Source organism: Mucilaginibacter jinjuensis (assembly GCF_028596025.1).
Lineage (GTDB): Bacteria > Bacteroidota > Bacteroidia > Sphingobacteriales > Sphingobacteriaceae > Mucilaginibacter > Mucilaginibacter jinjuensis.
Genome location: NZ_CP117167.1, coordinates 153,843 through 173,742, shown reverse-complemented (window position 1 = coordinate 173,742; position 19,900 = coordinate 153,843). Strand labels below are relative to the sequence as shown.

Below are 19,900 nucleotides of genomic sequence, written 5' to 3'. Positions count from 1 at the left end.
TTGTTTGACTCATTAAGGCTTAAAGATTTTACCTATTTATTGTAATGGCGTAACCTTTTTTTTAATATCAGAAAAAAACCTAATAAGCTTTTCTAATTAATTAGTTTGACTTAATATTAATTCACACTAAATTGAGCCAGCCCCGAATCGGATGTGTTTCCTTTGGAGTCGATAGTAATAATTTTCCAGTAATAAGTACTGCCACTTACAACATCTGCACTATATGGGCTTGCTGTGATACCGCTTTTTAATAGTGTTACATTTGCAGAAGTTCCCCAATACAAATTGTATCCGGCAATGTCGTTATCAACATCACTGCCATTCCAGCTTAAAGTTACCTTACCATTTACGGCTGTTACCTTTTGCCCTGTAGAGGGTGCTGTAAGGTCGGCAGGAAATGGCGCATAGTTGGTTGCTGCCGGGCCTGAATTATAAAACTTCCAGAAATCGCTTTGGGCTGTAGTGCTATTTTTTGTGGATTTTGAAGTAACAGCCCAAGAGTATGCCGTATTACGTTTCAAATTCACATCAACCTGTGTGGTAGTTGTTGTTTGTGTTGTTGTAGTACCTGCATCCAGGTCTTTAATATTAACATCATAGCTTTCGGCGTTCAGGGCCGCATTCCATTTTAAAGTTACAGTACTTTGTGTAGGTGAAATTACAGTCCCTTGTGTGCATAACTCATTTTGCGCCGGCGCTACCAGCGTAGCCTTTTCGGGTGCCGGGGCGGGAGTTTCCTTCGTGTCTGAGCTTCCCCCACCACCGCAACTATAAAGAACAGTTATTAGAAATATAAATGCTAAAATTTTTCTCATCGTTTAATAATCTTATAAGTATAGTTTTTATCGTCGGTTATTACATGCAACGTGTAAATACCAAGCGGCAGGTTGCTAACATCTAACTTAAGTACACCAGTTGCATTCGGATAATCGGCAGTCATTTTAAGCATACCATCTGTCACGCCGTATAATTGAAGAGTAGCTTTTTTGGCCGTAGTTTGCCCCAGGTTAACATTTAAAATGTCTGTTACCGGGTTAGGGTAAGGTACCGGGTTGGTATCAATATCAATTAACTTTTCAATGTTCCCCTGGCAAACCAAATCAGAACTCAAAACAATCCGGTTATGGCCTTGGGTCAATTGAAGGCTGATCGAATTATCGTTTGTTTTATAATTTACCCCATTTACTTCAATATTGTAAGTGTTGCCTCCTGATAATGCGAGCGTAACAGTATTTACCGATTTATTAAGCGTTGCATATAAGGTCAGATCTTTAGGTTCGGTTACCGTAAGATCAAAACATTGCTGGTAACCCGGTAAATCCGCATCAGTGATACAAACGTTATAAGCACCGGGTACCAGATTATCAAATGTTAACCCGGTAGAAAAACTCTGGCTTCTGTTTAATCCATTGCCAGTAACTACAGCTGTATAATTATGGCTCTCGGTGGCTTTTATAGCTATTGACCCGTTGTTTTGCCCTTTACAGGTAACGTTTGTGGCCGAAACCAGGAAGTTAGTTACAGACGGGGTAATTGTAAGCTTCCCATTTGAGTATACAAAATCATAATTGTTTGAACTGGCACCGCCTGGAATAAGATCATACGTGCCTGCGGTACTGCTACTATTAGCCGCACTGGTAACAACAGGGCGGGTACCGAGCGTACTTGCATCGTCGCCATTTACAAAGCCGTTATAGCTCACCGTAAATTCCGGATCGGTTTTGCCAACAGCTCTTGTTTTATCATCTGCAGTAATGGTTAAAGATCCTTTTTTTATAGTTAAAGTACCATTTACATAAACGAAGGTGTAATTGCCGTCATCGCCGCCCGATGGCGTAATTACATAAGTGCCGGCGGGCGAATGTATTGTAGCCTCTGTATTTGCAACCGGCTTGATTTTTAGCGAATCACCTCCATCGGCAAAAACAAATCCATCATATTGAACCGGCAGATTGGCAATTACCGGGCCGCCATAAGTCCATCCTGTATCTAAAGCTTTAACATTTAGTTGCTTTTTGCTGATAACAAATGGTACACTTACAAATTTAATTGCATAATTGGCGCTTAAAGCCAGGGTTCCCTGGTTGATATTATAAGAGCCGGCTTTCTGGCCACCCAACCTGGCTATGTTACCCGAAAATTGATCACTGCCGATAAGGTGCCCGCTGGTTACCTGATAGGTTAACGCAGGGTCGATATCACCATATATTTTGCTTATAGCATCTGCCGTTACAGTAACTGGCATTGGGCTAACTGTTAAAGCTTGTACAACGTCAACCGCCTGCACATATAACGCATTGCCAGCCTGTGAAGCCGTTATATTAACAACACCAGCACCGGCAATATGTATTTTACCATTTATAATAGTTGCAACTGCGGGGTTATCTGTACTATATGTTATTGCAATTGCAGGATTGTTGCTCGATGCTGCCGGGGTAAAGTCGTTATCACCATAAGTAACATTGGCCTTTGATGCAAAGGTTATTATTTGCTGTGTTTTTTTAATCACACTAATATTAACCTTAAATAAGCCTGCGCCTGTTACATTATAAGCCGATACTGTATAATCCGTCGCGGGCGAAAGCGTTGTCGGCGTGCCACTTATAGTACCGGTAGTTTGGTCGAATGCCAGGCCAACGGGCAATGCCGGCGAAATAGCATACTCCGTAAGCGATACAGTTCTAACCAGCGAATTTTTTGTATCAGCAACAAAAAGCGCTCCCGTATTATCAAACAATAAACCTTGTGGCTGTGCAAATGACGCCGTTGTTCCAATCCCGTTTACGGCACCTTCGGCATCTGTACCTGCAATTGTTGTTACAACTCCATCGGGTGTTATTTTCCTGATGAGGTTTTGGGTGGCTACGTATAAGTTATTGTTAACATCAATAGTAAGGGCTGCTGGGGCTAAAATACCCGCCCCGGTACCTATACCATCTTTATTTGCAGCTAAACCACTACCTGCAAAAACGCTTATCGTGCCGGTTGAGGTTATTTTTCTGATCAGATTATTGGCATAATCTGTTACAAATAAGTTCCCTTGGTTATCTACAACTATCCTCGATGGACTAAAACTTCCGCCTTGATTCGGAATATTAGCAACTGTGGTAACCTGGCTTGTTGATACCGTAATTTTTCTGATCTTATAACCACCGGCTTCACTTATAAACAGGTTACCACTTGCATCTATAGCAATCCCATCGGGCGAATTAAAACTTGCAGATCCAATATACCCATCGTACGATGTTGCACCACCCGTACCTGCATAAGCAGTTACAACCCCTGCCGGAGTTATTTTTTTTATGGTGTTATTGCCTCGGTCTGTTATATAAAAATTTCCTGTGGCATCTGTAACTATGTTGGCTGGGCTGTTTAACCGAACGGCCAACGCATTGGGGTCTAAATTCAAACTGATATTACCGGCCACAGATACAACCTTTCCATCGCGGCTTATCCTGCGTATCAAACCATACCTCGTGTCAACAGCATAAATATTTCCATCAATGCCATTAGTAAGGCCGGTTAAATTAGCAAATGACGCAGCTGGTCCTGCACCATCGGCAAAACCAAATACGCCCGGTGTACCTGCCAAGGTTATTACATTACCATATACAGCAGCAGGTACAGGCCCTCCTTTATTTTTCGGAGATAAATTCCCAGCCGGTTCGTTAACACCTAATACGATAGGTGTATCATACTTTATATCCGGTGCCGGTAATGGAAGTACTTCGAGGGTAAGTGCAGTATTATTTATTCCAGTATTATTAGCCGTAATTACCGGATAATTATTAACCGCAGTTACCTTGGTAGTAGTACCAGATACAATACCGGTTTTACTATCAAAAGCCAAACCTGCGGGTAATGCCTGGCTAAGTGCATAACCATTAATATCTATACTTCTTATGGTATTATTCCCAAAATCAGCCACCAATAATCTTCCGTCTGTTGTAAGTGTGATACCGGTTGGTTGGTTAAAAGCGGCCGCCATACCAACACCATCGCCCGATCCGCTGCGGTACAAGGTACCAGCCAATGTGGTTACAACTGCAGCCGGCGTTATTTTTCTAATCAGACTGGTAGCCTGGTCTGTTACATATAGATTATCGCTATTGTCAATAGCAATAGATGTGGGCCGATAAAACCTTGCATCGGCGCCTGTACCGTCTTTACTTTCATAGAGATTTGATACTGCGCCTGCAAAGGTTGTAACCACGCCGGCAGGTGTTATTTTCCTAATTGTATTGTTATTATAATCGGCTATAAAGAAATTGCCTTTACTGTCAATTACAATTCCGGTAGGATTATAAAAACCGGCGCTGGTACCGGTACCGTCCTGATTAGTCCCATATTGGCCTCCGCCTGCAAAGGTTGTAACAGTACCGTCAAGTGTTACCTTCCTGATCAGGCTACCACCCATCTCTGCTATGTATAAATTATTATTTGCATCAGCCACAATACCGTACGGATAATAAAACCCTGCCGCAGTACCGTTTCCATTATGCGAATTTGCATTAAGGTTACCAGCCAGGGTAGATACCATACCATCAGGTGTTATTTTCCTGATCATATTGTTGGTTTTATCAGTCACATATAAATTCTCGTCACTGTCAAACGCCAACCCACATGGATGGTTAAACATTGCAATTGCACCGGGGCCATCGTAATATCCTGCTGTTCCACTACCTGCAAATGTACTTACTGTACCATCCGGTGTAATTTTTCGGATCTTATGACCAGCCTGGTCGGCTATGTAAATGTTGCCTACATTATCGGTAATAACCCCTGTTGGGCCGTTAAAGCTGGCTGTAGTTGATGTACCATCTGTGCTTCCAGCCTGTGTATTACCTGCTATAGTTATTGTATTACCATAAATTACCGCAGGTACCGTACCGCCTTTATTAACCGGCTGGATAGTAACCGGGGTATAAGTATAAACTTTTGATGATGGGTAACTGATATCCGGTGCGGGCTCTGCCGTTACTGTTATGGTTACTTTTGTGCTGCTTGTCCCCGAAGCGTTAGTAGCAGTAATTACATAATCTGTGGCCGGCATTGCTTTTTTAGGTGTACCGGTAATTATCCCTGTGTTTACATTAAAATTTAATCCTTGCGGAAGCGGCTTATCAATACTATAACCCGTTAATTTTACTTTACTAACTACGTTACCACCATATTCGGCCACAATTAAAGCATCCTGGCTATTTGTAAGCCCCAGTGTTACAGGGCCATTAAATCCTGCTGCCTTTCCAATTCCTGAAACTGAACCGGCCGCACCATTGCCGGCTATTGTTGTAACAACTCCGTCAATCGTTATTTTTCTAATTGTATTACCATGGTAATCAGCTACGTAAATGTTACCTATATTATCAGCTATAATACCTGTTGGATAATTAAAGCTTGCGGCAATTCCAGTTCCGTCAACAGAACTTGCAGTACCGCTGCCGGCAAAAGTAGTAACAACCCCGGCTGGGGTAATTTTCCTTATCAAATTATTTTTAGTATCCGCAACATATAAATTACCGTCAATATTGGCAGTTACAGCATCAGGATTATTGAACGTAGCTGCGCTGCCAGTTCCGTTTGCAGCGCCAATTTTACCATTACCGGCAACTGTAGTAACTACCCCGGCTGGTGTTATTTTACGAATAGCGTTATTTTGCTGGTCTGCCACATACAAATTATCATTCTTGTCGCAACTTAACTGATAGCTACTGTTAAACAATGCATCAGAGCCTGTTCCGTCTTTAAAGCCGTAATTATCACTACCTGCAAATGTAGTTTCCTGCCCGTTAGCAATTTTTATGATACGGTTATTTTGATCAGGCTGCGGCCAGTCATCACCAACACTAATAAATAATTCATCTTTTGAGTTGATCGCCAGGCCGGTCGGATTATCCAACGCTAATGGGAAATTAGAGTGGCCGGTACCTGCATAAGTGCTTACAATACCTAATGGGCTGATCTTCCTTACTACATTATCAACAAGATGTGTTACATATATATTTCCATCCTTGTCAACTGCAATACCCGAAGGATATTTAAATGTTGCGCTGTTAGCAGGGCCATCTGTGTATCCATTCTCACCTGTACCGGCAACCCTGCTTACCCGCCCAAAGCCACCCGTTGGTATGCCGCCGCCGCTAATTGTTGGTTGCAATGGGGTTATAGTAACGTTGGCTGTAAAAGTTTGGCTTGCGGTATAATTAATTTGTGGCTTATCCGGATATCCTACAGAAAGGCTAATGGTAGTTGCACTGCTGCCATTGCCATTATATCCTGTAACTGTATAGGTTTTAGCTGCCATTACCGAATTGGGCGTGCCGCTAATTTTACCCGTTGCACTATCAAATTTTAAACCCGAAGGTAATGGCTGATCTATTACATACCCTGTTAAAACGATTTTGCGTATTTGCTGATCTGAAGAAACATACAAATTACCTGATGACTGGTCATAACAAATAGCGATAGGTGCCGAGAAAGCCGCCAATTTACCAACTGCGTTTACAAGAAGATTAGTGCCGCTACCAGCTACTGTGCTCGCTACACCGGCAGGCGAAATCTTCATTATCTTATTTAAAGCCCCATCTGCAATATAAACATTCCCCAATTTATCCACAGTAAGGGCGCTGCCACTATAGGTATAAGTCAGGCCATCAGCGGTTGATCCCTGCCCGCCGCCAAAAAATGTTGTAACTACTCCGCCAGGTGTAATTTTGCGAATGAGGTGGTTTGTCTGTTCACCCACATATAAATTCCCATTAATATCTACGCAAAGGGCATTGGGGCTATTAAAACTGGCTGCCGTTCCGGTACCGTTTGCCGAACCAACAACACCGCTGCCGGCAAGTGTGCTTACAACACCGGCAGGAGTTATTTTTCTGATTGTACTTGATGCATCATCTGTTACATATAAATTGCCCAAAGCATCTATTGCCATATTATTGGGTGCACCAAAAGATGCAGCCACACCAACTCCATCTACCGACCAATTATCGCCATTACCGGCGAATGTGCTTACATCACCTGCCGCAGTAATTTTCCGGATCACATTATTGCCCCTGTCCAACACAAACATGTTGCCACTCACATCAAAAACAATGTCTTTGGGATTCGCAAAAGTTGCGTTAGATACATTGCCATTGGTTAAGCCGCCATTACCGTTTCCGGCAAAATTGCTCACTGCACCGGCAGGTGTAATCTTACGGATTATACTAACACTTTGGTCGGATACATAAATATTCCCGGCTTTGTCCGTAGTTAGGCCGGCGATATAATTATAATAGAAATTGGAGTTATTATTTACCGGTGCCGGGAAATTAGCGGTAGCCGCCACTGTTGATACCGTTGTATAAACAACCGGATCAATAGTAGTTCCACTATTGTTAGGCTGAATATCGGCAATGGTTTTACCCTCGGTAAACGCATTTTGATTACCATAACTTATCTGAGGAGAGCCAACAAAATTAAAGCCTGCTAAACTACCATTTCCATAAGGGTTGTTAACCACAACATTGCCAGACGCAGAACCAGTAGCAACAACAGCAACAATAGATGTTGGTGAAATTACATTGTAAGATTGTGCTGCCATACCACCCAGGGTTACGCTTGTTGCGCCGGTAAAATTGCTGCCGGTGATAGTAATTATGCTACCGGAGTTGGCCGCAACCGGCGCTATCGATGTAATTACCGGTGCAGCCTGAGGTACACCTACATCAATTTTTATTGTTGCAGAACCCGAGCCTGCACTATTAAATGCAGTGATCGTGTAATCTGTTGCAGGTGAAATATCAACAGGGGTACCGGCAATAGCGCCCAACCCGGAAATTGACATACCTGCCGGAAGTGCAGGGGATGTTTTATACCCCAAAAGTGCCATTTTTCTGACTGAGTTGTTGCCCTTATCCGCAACATATAAATAGCCGTTGGCAAACACAATGCCCCAGGGCTTTTTAAAACTTGCCGCTGTTCCAACTTTATCAACCAGCGCGCCTACACCCGTACCTGCAATAGTACTTACAACACCCTGGGGCGTGATTTTTCTGATGAGATGATTGTCTACATCTGCAACGTATAAATTACCTACCATATCACAAGTAATTCCCTGCGGGTTATAAAATGTGGCAGTTGCACCGGTGCCATCAATTTTACCTTGCTGATAGCCTCCGCCGGCAAGTGTAGTTACGCCGGCAGGTGTTATTTTTCTGATCGCATTATAATCAGTAACATAAATATTATCATAATCATCTATCGTAATCCCTTTAGGGTTATAAAACGTAGCAGTAGCAAGTGATCCATCCGTTCCGCTTCCGAAACTATTGCCTGCAAACGTAGAAACAGTACCATCAGGGGTTATTTTGCGGATACGATAACTACCGGCATCAACTACAAATAAATTACCCCAACTATCAAAGGCTAACCCATTAATACTCTTAAATGATGCCGAAGCAGCAGGCCCATCGTTAAATGCGTTGGTGCCATCACCGGCAAACGTACTTACAACGCCTGCAGGTGTTACTTTCCTGATCCTGTAACTGCCGCCATCAGCCACAAATAAGTTCCCGGCTTTATCTATTGCCAACGCATTTATCTGTGTAAAACTAGCTGAGCCACCAGTACCATTTGTACTGCCTGATGTTGTACTTCCTGCAAATACAGTAACTACCCCGGCCGGTGTTATTTTACGGATCAGCGTATTTTCTGCACTATAAGTATTGCCGGCAGCATCAATAACCACTGCTACAGGCTGATTAACATCGGCAGAGGATTGCGTTTCGGTACTGCCTGCTATAGATTTTACCTGGGCAAATATTGCCGCTGGTACAATACTGCCGCTATTGGTTACATTAATTGCAGTTACAGCAACACCGGCTTTTAAACTTGCCGTAGCCGGGTAACTAATAATCGGGGCAACAGCGTAGGCAAAGCCTGGCGCTGTTGCAGAACCGTAGGTATTAGTAATTTTTACATTATTACCACCACCGCCGGCAGGTACAATAGCTTTTATTATTGTTGATGAGACTACCGTATAGGATGTAGCATCGACACCACCGATCTGAACGCCAGAAGCACTGGTAAAATTACTGCCGGTTATAGTAATTGCATTTCCCGCGGTAGCCGTTACCGGTGTAAATGATGTAATAGCGGGGGCAACGGCTGGTATTTTTACCTCAATATTTATTGTGGCCTTACTGCTGCCATAAGCATTGTTACCGGTTATAACGTAAGCTTTTGAAGCCGAAGCTACTGTTGGAGTACCGCTTATTACACCCGTTGCCGGATCTAAAATAAGGCCATCCGGTAATGCCGGGCTAACAGTATACCCCGTTTGAATAACCTTTCTTATTGCCTTATTACCCGGGTCGCTAACATATAAGTTACCATCTGGCCCAATTAAAATACCATACGGGTAATTGAACCCTGCATTTGAACCAATACCATCTGTTAGCCTGTTATTACTGTTACCTCCGGCCAGGGTGCTCACTATACCATCCGGCGTAATTTTACGAATACGCTGATTAAATTGATCTACCACAAAAAGGTTTCCAAAACCATCTGCTGTAATGCTGACTGGGTTACTGAATTTTGCTGTTGCCACAGGGCCATCTGCATAACCGCTGGTGCTGCCTGTAACGGTTGTAACATTTCCGCCAGGGGTTATCTTCCTAATGGTGTTACCGTTAAACTCAGTTACATATAAATTACCCGCAGCATCAATTGTTAAACCGGATGGGAAAGAAAAAATTGCTGCAGTACCAATACCGTCCGTACTTGTGCCATAGTTGCCCCCGGCAAAAGTAGTGACTTGCCCGCCCGGAGTAATTTTACGTATGGCATTATTATACATATCAGATACATATAAATTACCCTTAACATCAAACACAAGCCCGGTTGGGTTATTAAAGGTTGCACTGGCCGCAGCCCCATTAGTAAATCCCTGGCCATTGCCCGCAAAAGTAGTTACGGTCCCGTCCGGCGTAATTTTTCTTATCCTATTATTTCCCTGGTCGGCCACATAAATATTTCCGGCAGCATCTGTTGTTAAGCCTTTAGGGTTATAAAAATAAGCAGCAGAACCAACCCCATCTTTGTACCCGGTATTACTTGTTCCGCCGGCCAGTGTTGTTACATTTCCGTTTTTAGTGATTTTACGGATCTGATAATAATTATCAGCAACATATATATTGCCATCACCATCCATAGTCATTCCTTGGGGTGTGCTAAAACGCGAATCTGCAAGTGCGCCGTTTGTATATCCGTCAGTACCATTGCCGGCATAGGTTGTGACAGTACCGTAAGCACCAGTTATTTCGCCACCATTATTAACCGGCGTTAAAGATGTTATAGCTGTACCAACTGTAAAACTTTGAGGGGCCGTGTATGAAATAATAGGGGCCGGCTTTAATTGTAATTGGTTATAGGTAACCGTACCGTATGGATTTGTAACATCTATTGTTGTAGCCGTGCTGCCCTGGGGTATGTTTAGCGCAATAACAGTTGGCGAAACAACTATAAAATCGACACTTGCAGAACCTACTTTAACTGCCGTGGTACCAAGAAAATTTGAACCGGTAAGTTTGACAGACATTCCTGAACCAACATTATCGGGCGAAACAGCGGTAATTACCGGCGGTAATGCCGGGATTGTTACATCGATATTTATTACAATTGCTTTTTTACCTGCAAGGTTGGCTGCTGTTACTGTATAATCTGTTGCCGGTGATACCACATTTGCACTGCCGGTTATTTTGCCATCCTGATTTAAAATTAAACCATCTGGCAAAGCCGGCGACACACTATAGCCAGTTAATGCAATCTGATAAATTTTATTAGATGGGTAATCACTATAATAAATATTATCAGCCTGATCGATGGTGATCCCAAAAGGAGTAAAGGCACCGCTTGGTGGCTGTATTGTAGTTACGTTGCCCTGCGAAGAAATTTTTCTTATAGCGCCATTATATTCGGTTACATATAAATTCCCTCCGCTATCAAATGCCAGGCTACCTGGAAAATAGAATCTCGCTGCCACACCTATACCATCCACATCCTGCCCAGAAATATTGCTGGTATTGCCCGCTAATGTAGTTACTATGCCTGCAGGAGTAATTTTACGGATCAGCGTATTACCAAAATCGGCAACATATATATTGCCGGCCTTGTCAATAGCCAGGCCCTGGGGGTTTGAGAATTTAGCAGCAGCACCAGTTCCATCGGTCGAACCCAAGCCACTGCCCCCTGCTAACGTAGTTACTACACCAGCAGGAGTTATTTTACGGATCATATTATTACCGGCATCGCTCACATATAGGTTTCCGTTGTCATCAATAACAATAGACGATGGAGAATTGAAACTTGCAGCACTACCAGTACCGTTATTTGAACCCGAATAACCATTACCCGCAAATGCGCTAAATGTGCCATTTGGAGCTATTTTATAAATGATGCCGTTACGATCTGCCAGATAAATGTTACCTGAATGGTCTGCAGCCACGCCTGCTGGATAACTAATATTAAGATTTGGAGATACAGAACTCCCCGCATAAGTACTAACAACACCCTGGGGAGTAATCTTTCTTATTAACCTATTATTTACATCACATACATAAATATTCCCCATATCATCTGTTGTTAAGCCTCCCGGCGAATAAAAGCTCGCACCAATTCCTGTACCATCTGTGGCTCCGCCTGCATCCCCACCGGCAAAAATCAATTTCTTTCCTGAATACAGTGCAGGTACATTTTCATTTCCGGCAGGTATAATGCTTACCGCCTGCCCGGTGTTTAAATGTTGTGGGGTAGTATAGGAAAGCGTAGGTATTGTTGTGATAGTGAACCCACTTTTGCTTGCCTGACCGTAAGGGTTAGTAATACTTACAGAGCCGCTTGTTGCGCCTACAGGTATCTTAGCTACAATTGTACTGGGCGATCGGATACTAAATGTAGCTGTTTGCCCACCAATTGATACCGCAGATGCCTCGTAAAAATTGTTGCCAGTAATGGTTATATAATTACCTGCAATACTACTTGCAGGTGTAAAACCCGTAATTACAGGTGCAACGGCCGGCGAAACAACAGATATATTGATTACCGCTGTGCCGCTTCCATATTGGTTTGTAGCGGTAACTGTGTAGTCTTTTGCACTGGCTGTAACATTGGGTTTACCGCCAATAACGCCTGTTGAAGAATTAAAAGTTAATCCATCCGGTAATGTTGCAGGTGAAATAAAATAACCGCCAATATCAATTGATCGTATTTGATTATTATAACAATCTGCTATATAAGCTTTCCCATTTATCAGCACAACACCCGTTGGCTTATTTAACCTGGCTACAGCACCTAAGCCATTAGTATTACCGCTGGTTAAATTTCCTGTAAGTGTGCTAACATCGCCCGAGGGGCTTAACATGCGTACCATGTTATTGCCTTGGTCGGCTATGTACAAATTACCACCGGCATCAATAGCCAAACCCGTTGGCGCATTAAAGGATGCATTTGTGCCATTTGCATTTACTGCACCACTATAGCCGCTTCCGGCTACTGTGGTTACCACACCCGCGGGACTGATTTTACGGATGCGGTTACCGCCATTTTCTGCCACATAAAGTGATCCTGTGGCATCAAAAACGAGGCCTGTCGGGGAGTTAAAACTTGCATTTGTCCCGGTACCATCAATACTGCCCGAAGTGCCGTTTCCGGCAAAAGTTGTTACTACACCGGCTGGGGTAATTTTACGGATCCTATTACCTCCTAATTCTGCAACGTAGATATTATTATTTGCATCAACCGCTAAACCATAAGGGGTATAGAAGCCCGCATTGGCACCAGTACCATCCAGATTACCATAATTACCGCCGCCGGCCAAGGTTGATACTACGCCTTGGGGATCTATTTTACGGATCAGGTTATTATTTCTGTCGGCTGTATAAACATTGCCGGTGGCATCTACAGCAATGCCGCATGGCTGGTTAAAACTTGCTGCTATACCAGTACCGTTAATATTACCCGTAGAGCCACTCCCGGCCAGCGTTGTTACAACTCCGGCTGCGGTAATTTTGCGAATCTTGTTTCCATATTGGTCTGATACGTAGATATTACCATTATTATCTGCGGCAATACCGATAGGATAGTAAAAACTTGCAGCCAAGCCGGTACCATCTGTGGTTGAGTACGTGCCGCTACCAGCAAAAGTACCGGTATAACTATAGCCATTGGCCGATACAACTGCACCGCCGGTATTAGTGGGTGTGATGTTTGTAACTGTTGCCCCAACATTAATTTGTTGTGGCGAACTATAAGAAATTTGAGGAGATTGAGCTTTACAAAAAAAAACAAAGGAGATAAAAAACAGGGATAAAGCCGGAAAAATTTTATTCATATATATGATAAGGTTGCGTAAAATACGCGGTTGATCAAACGCTATAAAAATATCAATCGGGGGGGACTGTTTATGATTTATAGGATATAACTTTTTTGTTACAACGCAATGTTGATGCGATAGATACGTTTGGCCTAAGTAGGATTCATAGCTTCACATGAACCTTACACACCCCATAACGCAAAAAACGCAGCCCTCAAGTAGAGAACTGCGTTTTAAAGTGGTCCCGACGGGAATCGAACCCATATCTAAAGTTTAGGAAACTTCTATTCTATCCGTTGAACTACGGGACCAATGCAGGTGCAAATATAGTAAATGTGCAGATGCGTGGATGTGCAGATGTGCAAATAATTAAGCAGCTTCAATCTGCATATTTGCACACCTCCACATCGGCAAATTATCTTATTCCAGATCCCGGCGGCATTGCGCTGGCTGGCGAAACAAACTCAAGTTTACCTTTGGCATTTTCGGCCATCAGGATCATGCCTTGTGATAGGATGCCCTTCAGCTCACGTGGCTCCAGGTTTACGAGGATGCTTACTTGTTTACCAATAATAGCTTCGGCCTCAAAGTGTTCTGCAATACCCGATACTACGGTACGGGTATCAATGCCGGTATCAATAGTCAGCTTTAATAATTTCTTGGTTTTGGCAACCTTTTCGGCAGCAACAATGGTACCCACACGAATGTCCATTGCAGCAAATTGATCGTAATTGATGTTTTCTTTAGCAGGTGTAAGCGCTGTTTCAACCGCTTCTTCTACAACTTTCGGTGCGGTTAACGAATTAGCTTTAGCCTGTAGTTTATCAATCTGCGTTTGGATCACATCGTCCTCAATCTTCGCAAATAATAACGAAGCGGGATTCAGTTGGTGGCCATCTGCAAACTTAATTTCCTGATCGAAGGTAACAGTACCTGCCGGCCAGTTAATCATATCAAATATTTTGGCTGATGTGGACGGTAAGAAAGGTTGCAGGCAGGTAGCCAGATGGCCAATCAGTACTAAACAGTTATGCAGTGCAGTACGTGCTGCTTCCGGGTCATTTTTAAATGATTTCCATGGCTCTTGCTCAGTAAGGTAACGGTTACCTAAACGAGCCATTTCCATTGCAGTTTGTTGCGCCTGGCGGAATTTGTAGGTTTCGAAGCAAACTTCCAGTTCGTCATAAATCTGGCCAACTGCGGTGTTTAGGCTTTCATCAGTAAAAGTTAAATCGCCTGACGGGCTGCTTACTTTACCATCGAAAAACTTGTGCATCAACACCATTACACGGTTAATGAAGTTACCGAGTATGGCTACCAGTTCATTGTTGACACGGGCCTGGTAATCTTTCCAGGTAAATTCGCTATCACTGGTTTCTGGGGCAATGGCGGTAAGGTAATAACGCAGTTCGTCTATCTTATCCGGGAAATCAGCAAGATATTCGTGCATCTCAATGCTCCATCCACGGCTGGTCGACATTTTATCGCCTTCCAGGTTCATAAACTCATTAGCCGGGACATTCTCTGGCAATATAAACGTACCCTGTGCCTTCAGCATCACTGGGAACACAATACAGTGGAACACAATGTTATCTTTACCAATAAAGTGTACCAGTTTGGTTTCTTTATCCTTCCAGTAAGGCGCCCAATCTTTATTGTTATCAATGGCCCATTGTTTAGTGGCCGAGATATAGCCAATCGGCGCATCAAACCAAACATAAAGCACTTTGCCATCAGCGCCTGCTACGGGTACTTTAATACCCCAGTCCAGGTCGCGGGTTACGGCACGTGGGTGCAGGCCGCCGTCAATCCAGCTTTTGCACTGTCCGTAAACGTTGGTTTTCCAGTCTTTGGCGTGGCCTTCCAAAATCCATTCTTTTAAAAATGGCTCGTACTCATTTAATGGCAAATACCAGTGTTTGGTTGGCTTTAATATTGGTTTCGCACCGCTCAATGCCGAGTGTGGATTAATCAATTCTTCGGGGCTTAGTGACGTTCCGCAGCGTTCGCATTGGTCTCCGTAAGCATGGTCGTTACCACAATTAGGGCAGGTACCAATAATGTATCTATCGGCCAAGAAAGCGTTAGCTTCTTCGTCGAAATATTGTTCAGAAACCTTCTCTACAAAATCACCTTTACTGTTCAGGTCGGTAAAAAACTCCTGGGCTGTTTCGTGGTGCAATTGTGAGCTGGTACGGTGATAAATATCGAACGAAATGTTTAACTTTTCGAAACAGTCTTTAATCAGCGCATGGTATTTATCAATAATAGCCTGTGGTGTGGTATGCTCTTTCATGGCCTGGTTGGCTATGGCGGTGCCATGCTCATCAGATCCACAAACAAAAACTACGTCGCGTTTTTTAAGGCGCAAGTAACGTGCATATAAATCGGCCGGGATATAAGCACCTGCCAGGTGACCGATATGCTTTGGCCCATTTGCATAAGGCAAAGCCGCGGTGATGGTATATCTTTTATATTTTTGAGTTTCCAAAGTTTTCAGTGCTTTGTTATAATTTGGCAAAGATAATATATTAAACATGAGCATAACGCCCCCTTATCTTAAAAAAGGCGACCTGGTTGCCATAACCTGCCCTGCAAAAAAGCTACCCAAACCAATGGACGATGCTGTTGCCTTGCTACAATCATGGGGTTTGCGGGTTATTTTGGGCGAAACCGTAACCGCATCATATCATCAATTTGCCGGCGATGATGATTTACGGGCACGCGACATGCAGCGTTTTATTGATGATAATGAAGTTAAAGCCATTTTTGCAGCCCGTGGAGGCTATGGTACTATCCGGATAATTGATAATATCAATTTCGATAACCTAAAGCAAAACCCTAAATGGATCATTGGCTTTAGCGACGTTACGGTGATACATGCCCATGTGCAGGCCAACCTAGGCTTACAAAGCATTCACGGCCAAATGCCGATCAATATTCCTGATGCTTCTGCGCAATCACTCCAATCACTTAAAAAAGCACTCTTTGGCGAGGATCTTGGTTATAGTTTTATTACCGATAGTCAAAACAAACCTGGTGTTGCAACCGGTGAACTAACCGGGGGTAACCTGATGATGCTTATTTCCGTATTAGGCTCTGTTTCGGAGGTGAACTGGGATGGCAAAATTCTATTTATCGAGGATGTGGGTGAGTATTTTTATTCGATAGACCGGATGATCCATGCATTAAAACGTGCCGGCAAATTGAAAAACTTAGCCGGTTTAATTGTGGGTGGTTTTAGCGATATAAAAGATAATGACATTCCATTTGGCTTTACGATAAGCGAGATTATATCAAATGCAGTTAAGGATTATGATTATCCCGTTTGTTTCGATTTCCCCGGAGGGCATGCCCCCAACAACAATGCATTAATTTTAGGCAGAACAGCACATTTAACCGTACAACCGCAGCAGGCGGATATCAAATTTATTTAACAACAACCTTATTCAATTATGGCGTATTTAGGAAAACTGGGCAATTATAAAAACTTCGGGCTGTTAATAATCCGCGTAGGTTTGGGTATTATGTTCATTTATCACGGCTTCCCTAAACTAGCCGGTGGTGTAGGCGAGTGGAAGAGCTTAGGCAGCAACACCAAATACGTGGGCATTACCTTTTTACCGGTAGTATGGGGCTTGCTATCAGCCGTGGTAGAAACCTTTGGCGGCTTTTTGCTGATTATCGGCTGGGCTTTCAGGCCTGTATGTTTATTGCTCCTTATTAATTTACTCGTGGCCGTGGCCATGCACTTAAAAACTTCGGGCTTAATGGAGGCATCGCATGCGATTGAAGATGCGGTGGTGTTTGCCGGCTTAGTTTTTATTGGCCCGGGTACTTTTAGTGTAGACAAGAAATAACCTCGTTTAAAATAAAAAAGAGACACAAGGTATTGATCGTTATTCTCTTTTTACAAGGGTAGATATTTTTTATTATATTGAATTTTCAATCAGCAATGACTTTGTTACTAATGTTGTCAAAACCTTTTATAACGATGATTTTCGGAATATTCGCTGGTCTTTTGGCAATAGGTACTGCCTATACACAATGGGCTGATCAAAAAGATTCGGATATAAAGAACCGGGATTACCAAGATTCTATAAAGACTGCTAATAGAGAGATTTCTGATGGTAACAAGAGAATAATTGAATTGCAAAAAGAGGCGCTAAAAACTGCGGACACTACTGAAAAGAAAACAGCAGAACTGGCGGAACTTTACAAAAAAAATGCCGCCCTTCAAGAAGAATTGAAAAATCAAGTTACAGGAGGAGACTCTAAACCTCAACTGATTATAACGACATATAAATATAATAATCAAGAAAATGTAATTCTTTTTGACGTTGGTGTTATTGGAAAATATGCTTTACACGATGTTAAAATAAAAATTACAGATAGCTGGGGGAAATATATGGCTCCAACTATTAAAGTCATGCGTGGCATAGGTACCGCCGGAACATGGTATTATAATCCACCTAAAACTGAGTTGTTCGATAATTGGGATTCAAATAAGGTCTTTGAGCTTGGCTCCGTTCAGCCTAATTATCCTCTGCCAGTTTATGAAACAGTTTTTAACGGTATATTTTCACAAGGTAAATTAATAACAGCAAATGGGTTCAACGCCCAAATTGAATGGAACAACGGTGTAATAATGTATGGTTTTAAAACAGATATTATTAATGGTGGAACGGTAATTAAAAGTTTCCAGGTACTTAAAGACGGGCATGTCATTGATCCTGGAAATTATATTCAATTCAAAAAAAATTGAAATGCATATTTATTCTTTCTTATTGATATGTTTACCTCTTTAGTTAAAGATATTTATAAAAAGTACAATTTGATAATGATTGAATGGATAATGCCTTCCTAAAAGGTAATCGCTATTACAATACTAAGTAAACCATATCACAGATAATTATGCTTCTTGCCTACTAACGTACAATTGATACACTGAGGCATGTTGCGTGATTAAGATATATGCCTAATCATGGACTGAAGATGCAATTAAACATGTTCTAAATAAAAAGGGTCGCCGATAATATCGGCGACCCTTTTTTGTTTATAACATCTCAGAATTATTGAACGTCCCAGAAAATGCGGGAATCCATACCTGATTTTTGTTTTGCACTTGTATTCTCATCAATTTCTGATTGAGGATAGTAGAACGATCTTGGCACATAAGTTAACAGTGCGTTAACCGGCGGAACAATTGCAGCAGGGTAACCTGTTCTTCTGAAATCTGTCCAGGGTTCTGTAACCTGGCCGTAGCTGGCAATGTATTTCTCAGTAATAATCTGGCTTAATTGCTGTGCTGTAGTACCAGAAAGTGTACCATTAGCAGCTAAGTAAGTAGTAATATCTGCTGCAACCACACCTGCATCCTGCATAGAAGCAGTGATCCCAGCGGTGTAAAATGCCTGTGCACTGCCTGGGGCACCTAAAGTAAGGGCTGCCTCTGCACGGATAAAGTTATACTCGGCAAAAGTTAACATACGGATAGGGGCCTCGCCTTTTGTACCTTTTAAATAAGTACCAATTTTTGAGTATGCAGCTGCATTTGGTGCATCACCACCTTTAGCCCCTTTATATGCACCATTAATTGCGGTAAAATAAAAAGGTCTGCGTGGGTCTGTTTTAGCATTCATCATGCTCACAATTGTATTATTAGCAACCAGGTAATTAGCACGCTGAACATCAAACTGATAAATTGGGTTTTGCGCACCTGATGTTTGTGTAAAAGGCATTGCAAAATTATCGGCGTTTGATGCCATAAAAGTAGTACCTGCATTATTAACTAACGCCGCAATCTGCGAAGTTGCAAAAGCTGCATCCTTTTTACTGTAATGTAAATAGATACGTAGTTTTAAAGTATTTGCAAACTTAATCCACTGTGGTTTAGCAGCGGCAAATGTACCCTGATAGATGGTTGAGTTTGTACCCGGATCTATTGATGCACCTGATGGGTTGGCTGCATTTAAATCAGCAATACCCTGATCAATTTGCTTAATTAAATCTGTATAGATAGCAGCGTCATCATCATAAGCAGGGTTTAAGTTTGTAACCGTCTTATTAGCCTGGCTGTATGGAATTTTGCCCCAGGTATCAACCATGGTTTGGTAAGTGTACGCACGCAATATTTCGGCAACACCTGCATAGTGCGGGCTACCTGTAGCTTTTGCTTTGGTAATAACGGTTTCTAAATCGTTAACAGTAGTTGAGTAAAATGAAGCCCACAGGTTGTTTAAATCTGATGGTTGAATTAAATATTGCTCATACTGTTGAGTTTGATTCAGTGAACCAGTACTCTGGCCAGAAAAATGCTGAATAACCAATGCGGTATATCTCGAAAGATCACTACCACCGGTAAAACCAATATTTACTGTTGCAGAGGTTAATATTTGAGGTAATGGCGCATTTGCAGGCGTACCTAAAATATTATTAGGGTCTACGTTTATGTCAAGATATTTTTTGCACGAGCTCCCTACCAGTATTGCTGCTGCAAGGAAAGCTGTTGATATATATTTATATTTTTTCATTGTCGTTATA

Annotated in this window: 7 protein-coding genes and 1 tRNA gene; 3 read left to right on the top strand and 5 right to left on the bottom strand. The window is 42.4% G+C overall.

What is annotated here, in order from left to right; translation table 11 throughout:
* Window positions 1-116: 116 nt before the first annotated feature.
* From PQO05_RS00690 to metG, 4 genes are all read right to left on the bottom strand, one after another.
* Window positions 117-815 (bottom strand): fibronectin type III domain-containing protein, encoded by a 699-nt coding sequence (locus PQO05_RS00690; RefSeq protein ID WP_273630709.1) that lies wholly within the window; start codon window positions 813-815, stop codon window positions 117-119.
* Window positions 812-13,375: an NHL domain-containing protein gene (locus PQO05_RS00685; protein WP_273630708.1), complete on the bottom strand. Its 12,564-nt coding sequence runs from the start codon at window positions 13,373-13,375 to the stop codon at window positions 812-814. Before PQO05_RS00685 ends, PQO05_RS00690 begins: the two co-directional genes overlap by 4 nt.
* A gap of 221 nt (window positions 13,376-13,596) precedes the next feature.
* Window positions 13,597-13,668 (bottom strand) — tRNA-Arg (locus PQO05_RS00680).
* 104 nt (window positions 13,669-13,772) lie between these two features.
* Window positions 13,773-15,848 (bottom strand): methionine--tRNA ligase, encoded by a 2,076-nt coding sequence (gene metG, locus PQO05_RS00675; RefSeq protein WP_273630707.1) that lies wholly within the window; start codon window positions 15,846-15,848, stop codon window positions 13,773-13,775.
* Window positions 15,849-15,894: 46 nt separating this feature from the next.
* On the opposite strand from metG, the gene PQO05_RS00670 reads away from it, so the two are divergent.
* From PQO05_RS00670 to PQO05_RS00660, 3 genes are all read left to right on the top strand, one after another.
* Complete coding sequence (locus PQO05_RS00670) at window positions 15,895-16,794, top strand: S66 peptidase family protein (protein ID WP_273630706.1); 900 nt, start codon at window positions 15,895-15,897, stop codon at window positions 16,792-16,794.
* Window positions 16,795-16,812: 18 nt separating this feature from the next.
* On the top strand, window positions 16,813-17,217 hold the full coding sequence (locus tag PQO05_RS00665; protein ID WP_273630705.1) for a DoxX family protein: 405 nt from the start codon (window positions 16,813-16,815) through the stop codon (window positions 17,215-17,217).
* 134 nt (window positions 17,218-17,351) lie between these two features.
* On the top strand, window positions 17,352-18,122 hold the full coding sequence (locus PQO05_RS00660) for a coiled-coil domain-containing protein (protein ID WP_273630704.1): 771 nt from the start codon (window positions 17,352-17,354) through the stop codon (window positions 18,120-18,122).
* 307 nt (window positions 18,123-18,429) lie between these two features.
* Here the strand turns inward: PQO05_RS00660 and PQO05_RS00655 are convergent, their stop codons facing one another.
* Window positions 18,430-19,890, bottom strand: a complete 1,461-nt coding sequence (locus tag PQO05_RS00655) for a SusD/RagB family nutrient-binding outer membrane lipoprotein (RefSeq protein ID WP_273630703.1) — start codon at window positions 19,888-19,890, stop codon at window positions 18,430-18,432.
* Between the last annotated feature and the right edge of the window lie 10 nt (window positions 19,891-19,900).

Bases quoted from the DNA above. Each gene is read 5' to 3' on its own strand.
- PQO05_RS00690 (WP_273630709.1), bottom strand. From the start codon at position 815: ATGAGAAAAATTTTAGCATTTATATTTCTAATAACTGTTCTTTATAGT.
- PQO05_RS00685 (WP_273630708.1), bottom strand. From the start codon at position 13,375: ATGAATAAAATTTTTCCGGCTTTATCCCTGTTTTTTATCTCCTTTGTT.
- PQO05_RS00670 (WP_273630706.1), top strand. From the start codon at position 15,895: ATGAGCATAACGCCCCCTTATCTTAAAAAAGGCGACCTGGTTGCCATA.
- PQO05_RS00665 (WP_273630705.1), top strand. From the start codon at position 16,813: ATGGCGTATTTAGGAAAACTGGGCAATTATAAAAACTTCGGGCTGTTA.
- PQO05_RS00660 (WP_273630704.1), top strand. From the start codon at position 17,352: ATGATTTTCGGAATATTCGCTGGTCTTTTGGCAATAGGTACTGCCTAT.
- PQO05_RS00655 (WP_273630703.1), bottom strand. From the start codon at position 19,890: ATGAAAAAATATAAATATATATCAACAGCTTTCCTTGCAGCAGCAATA.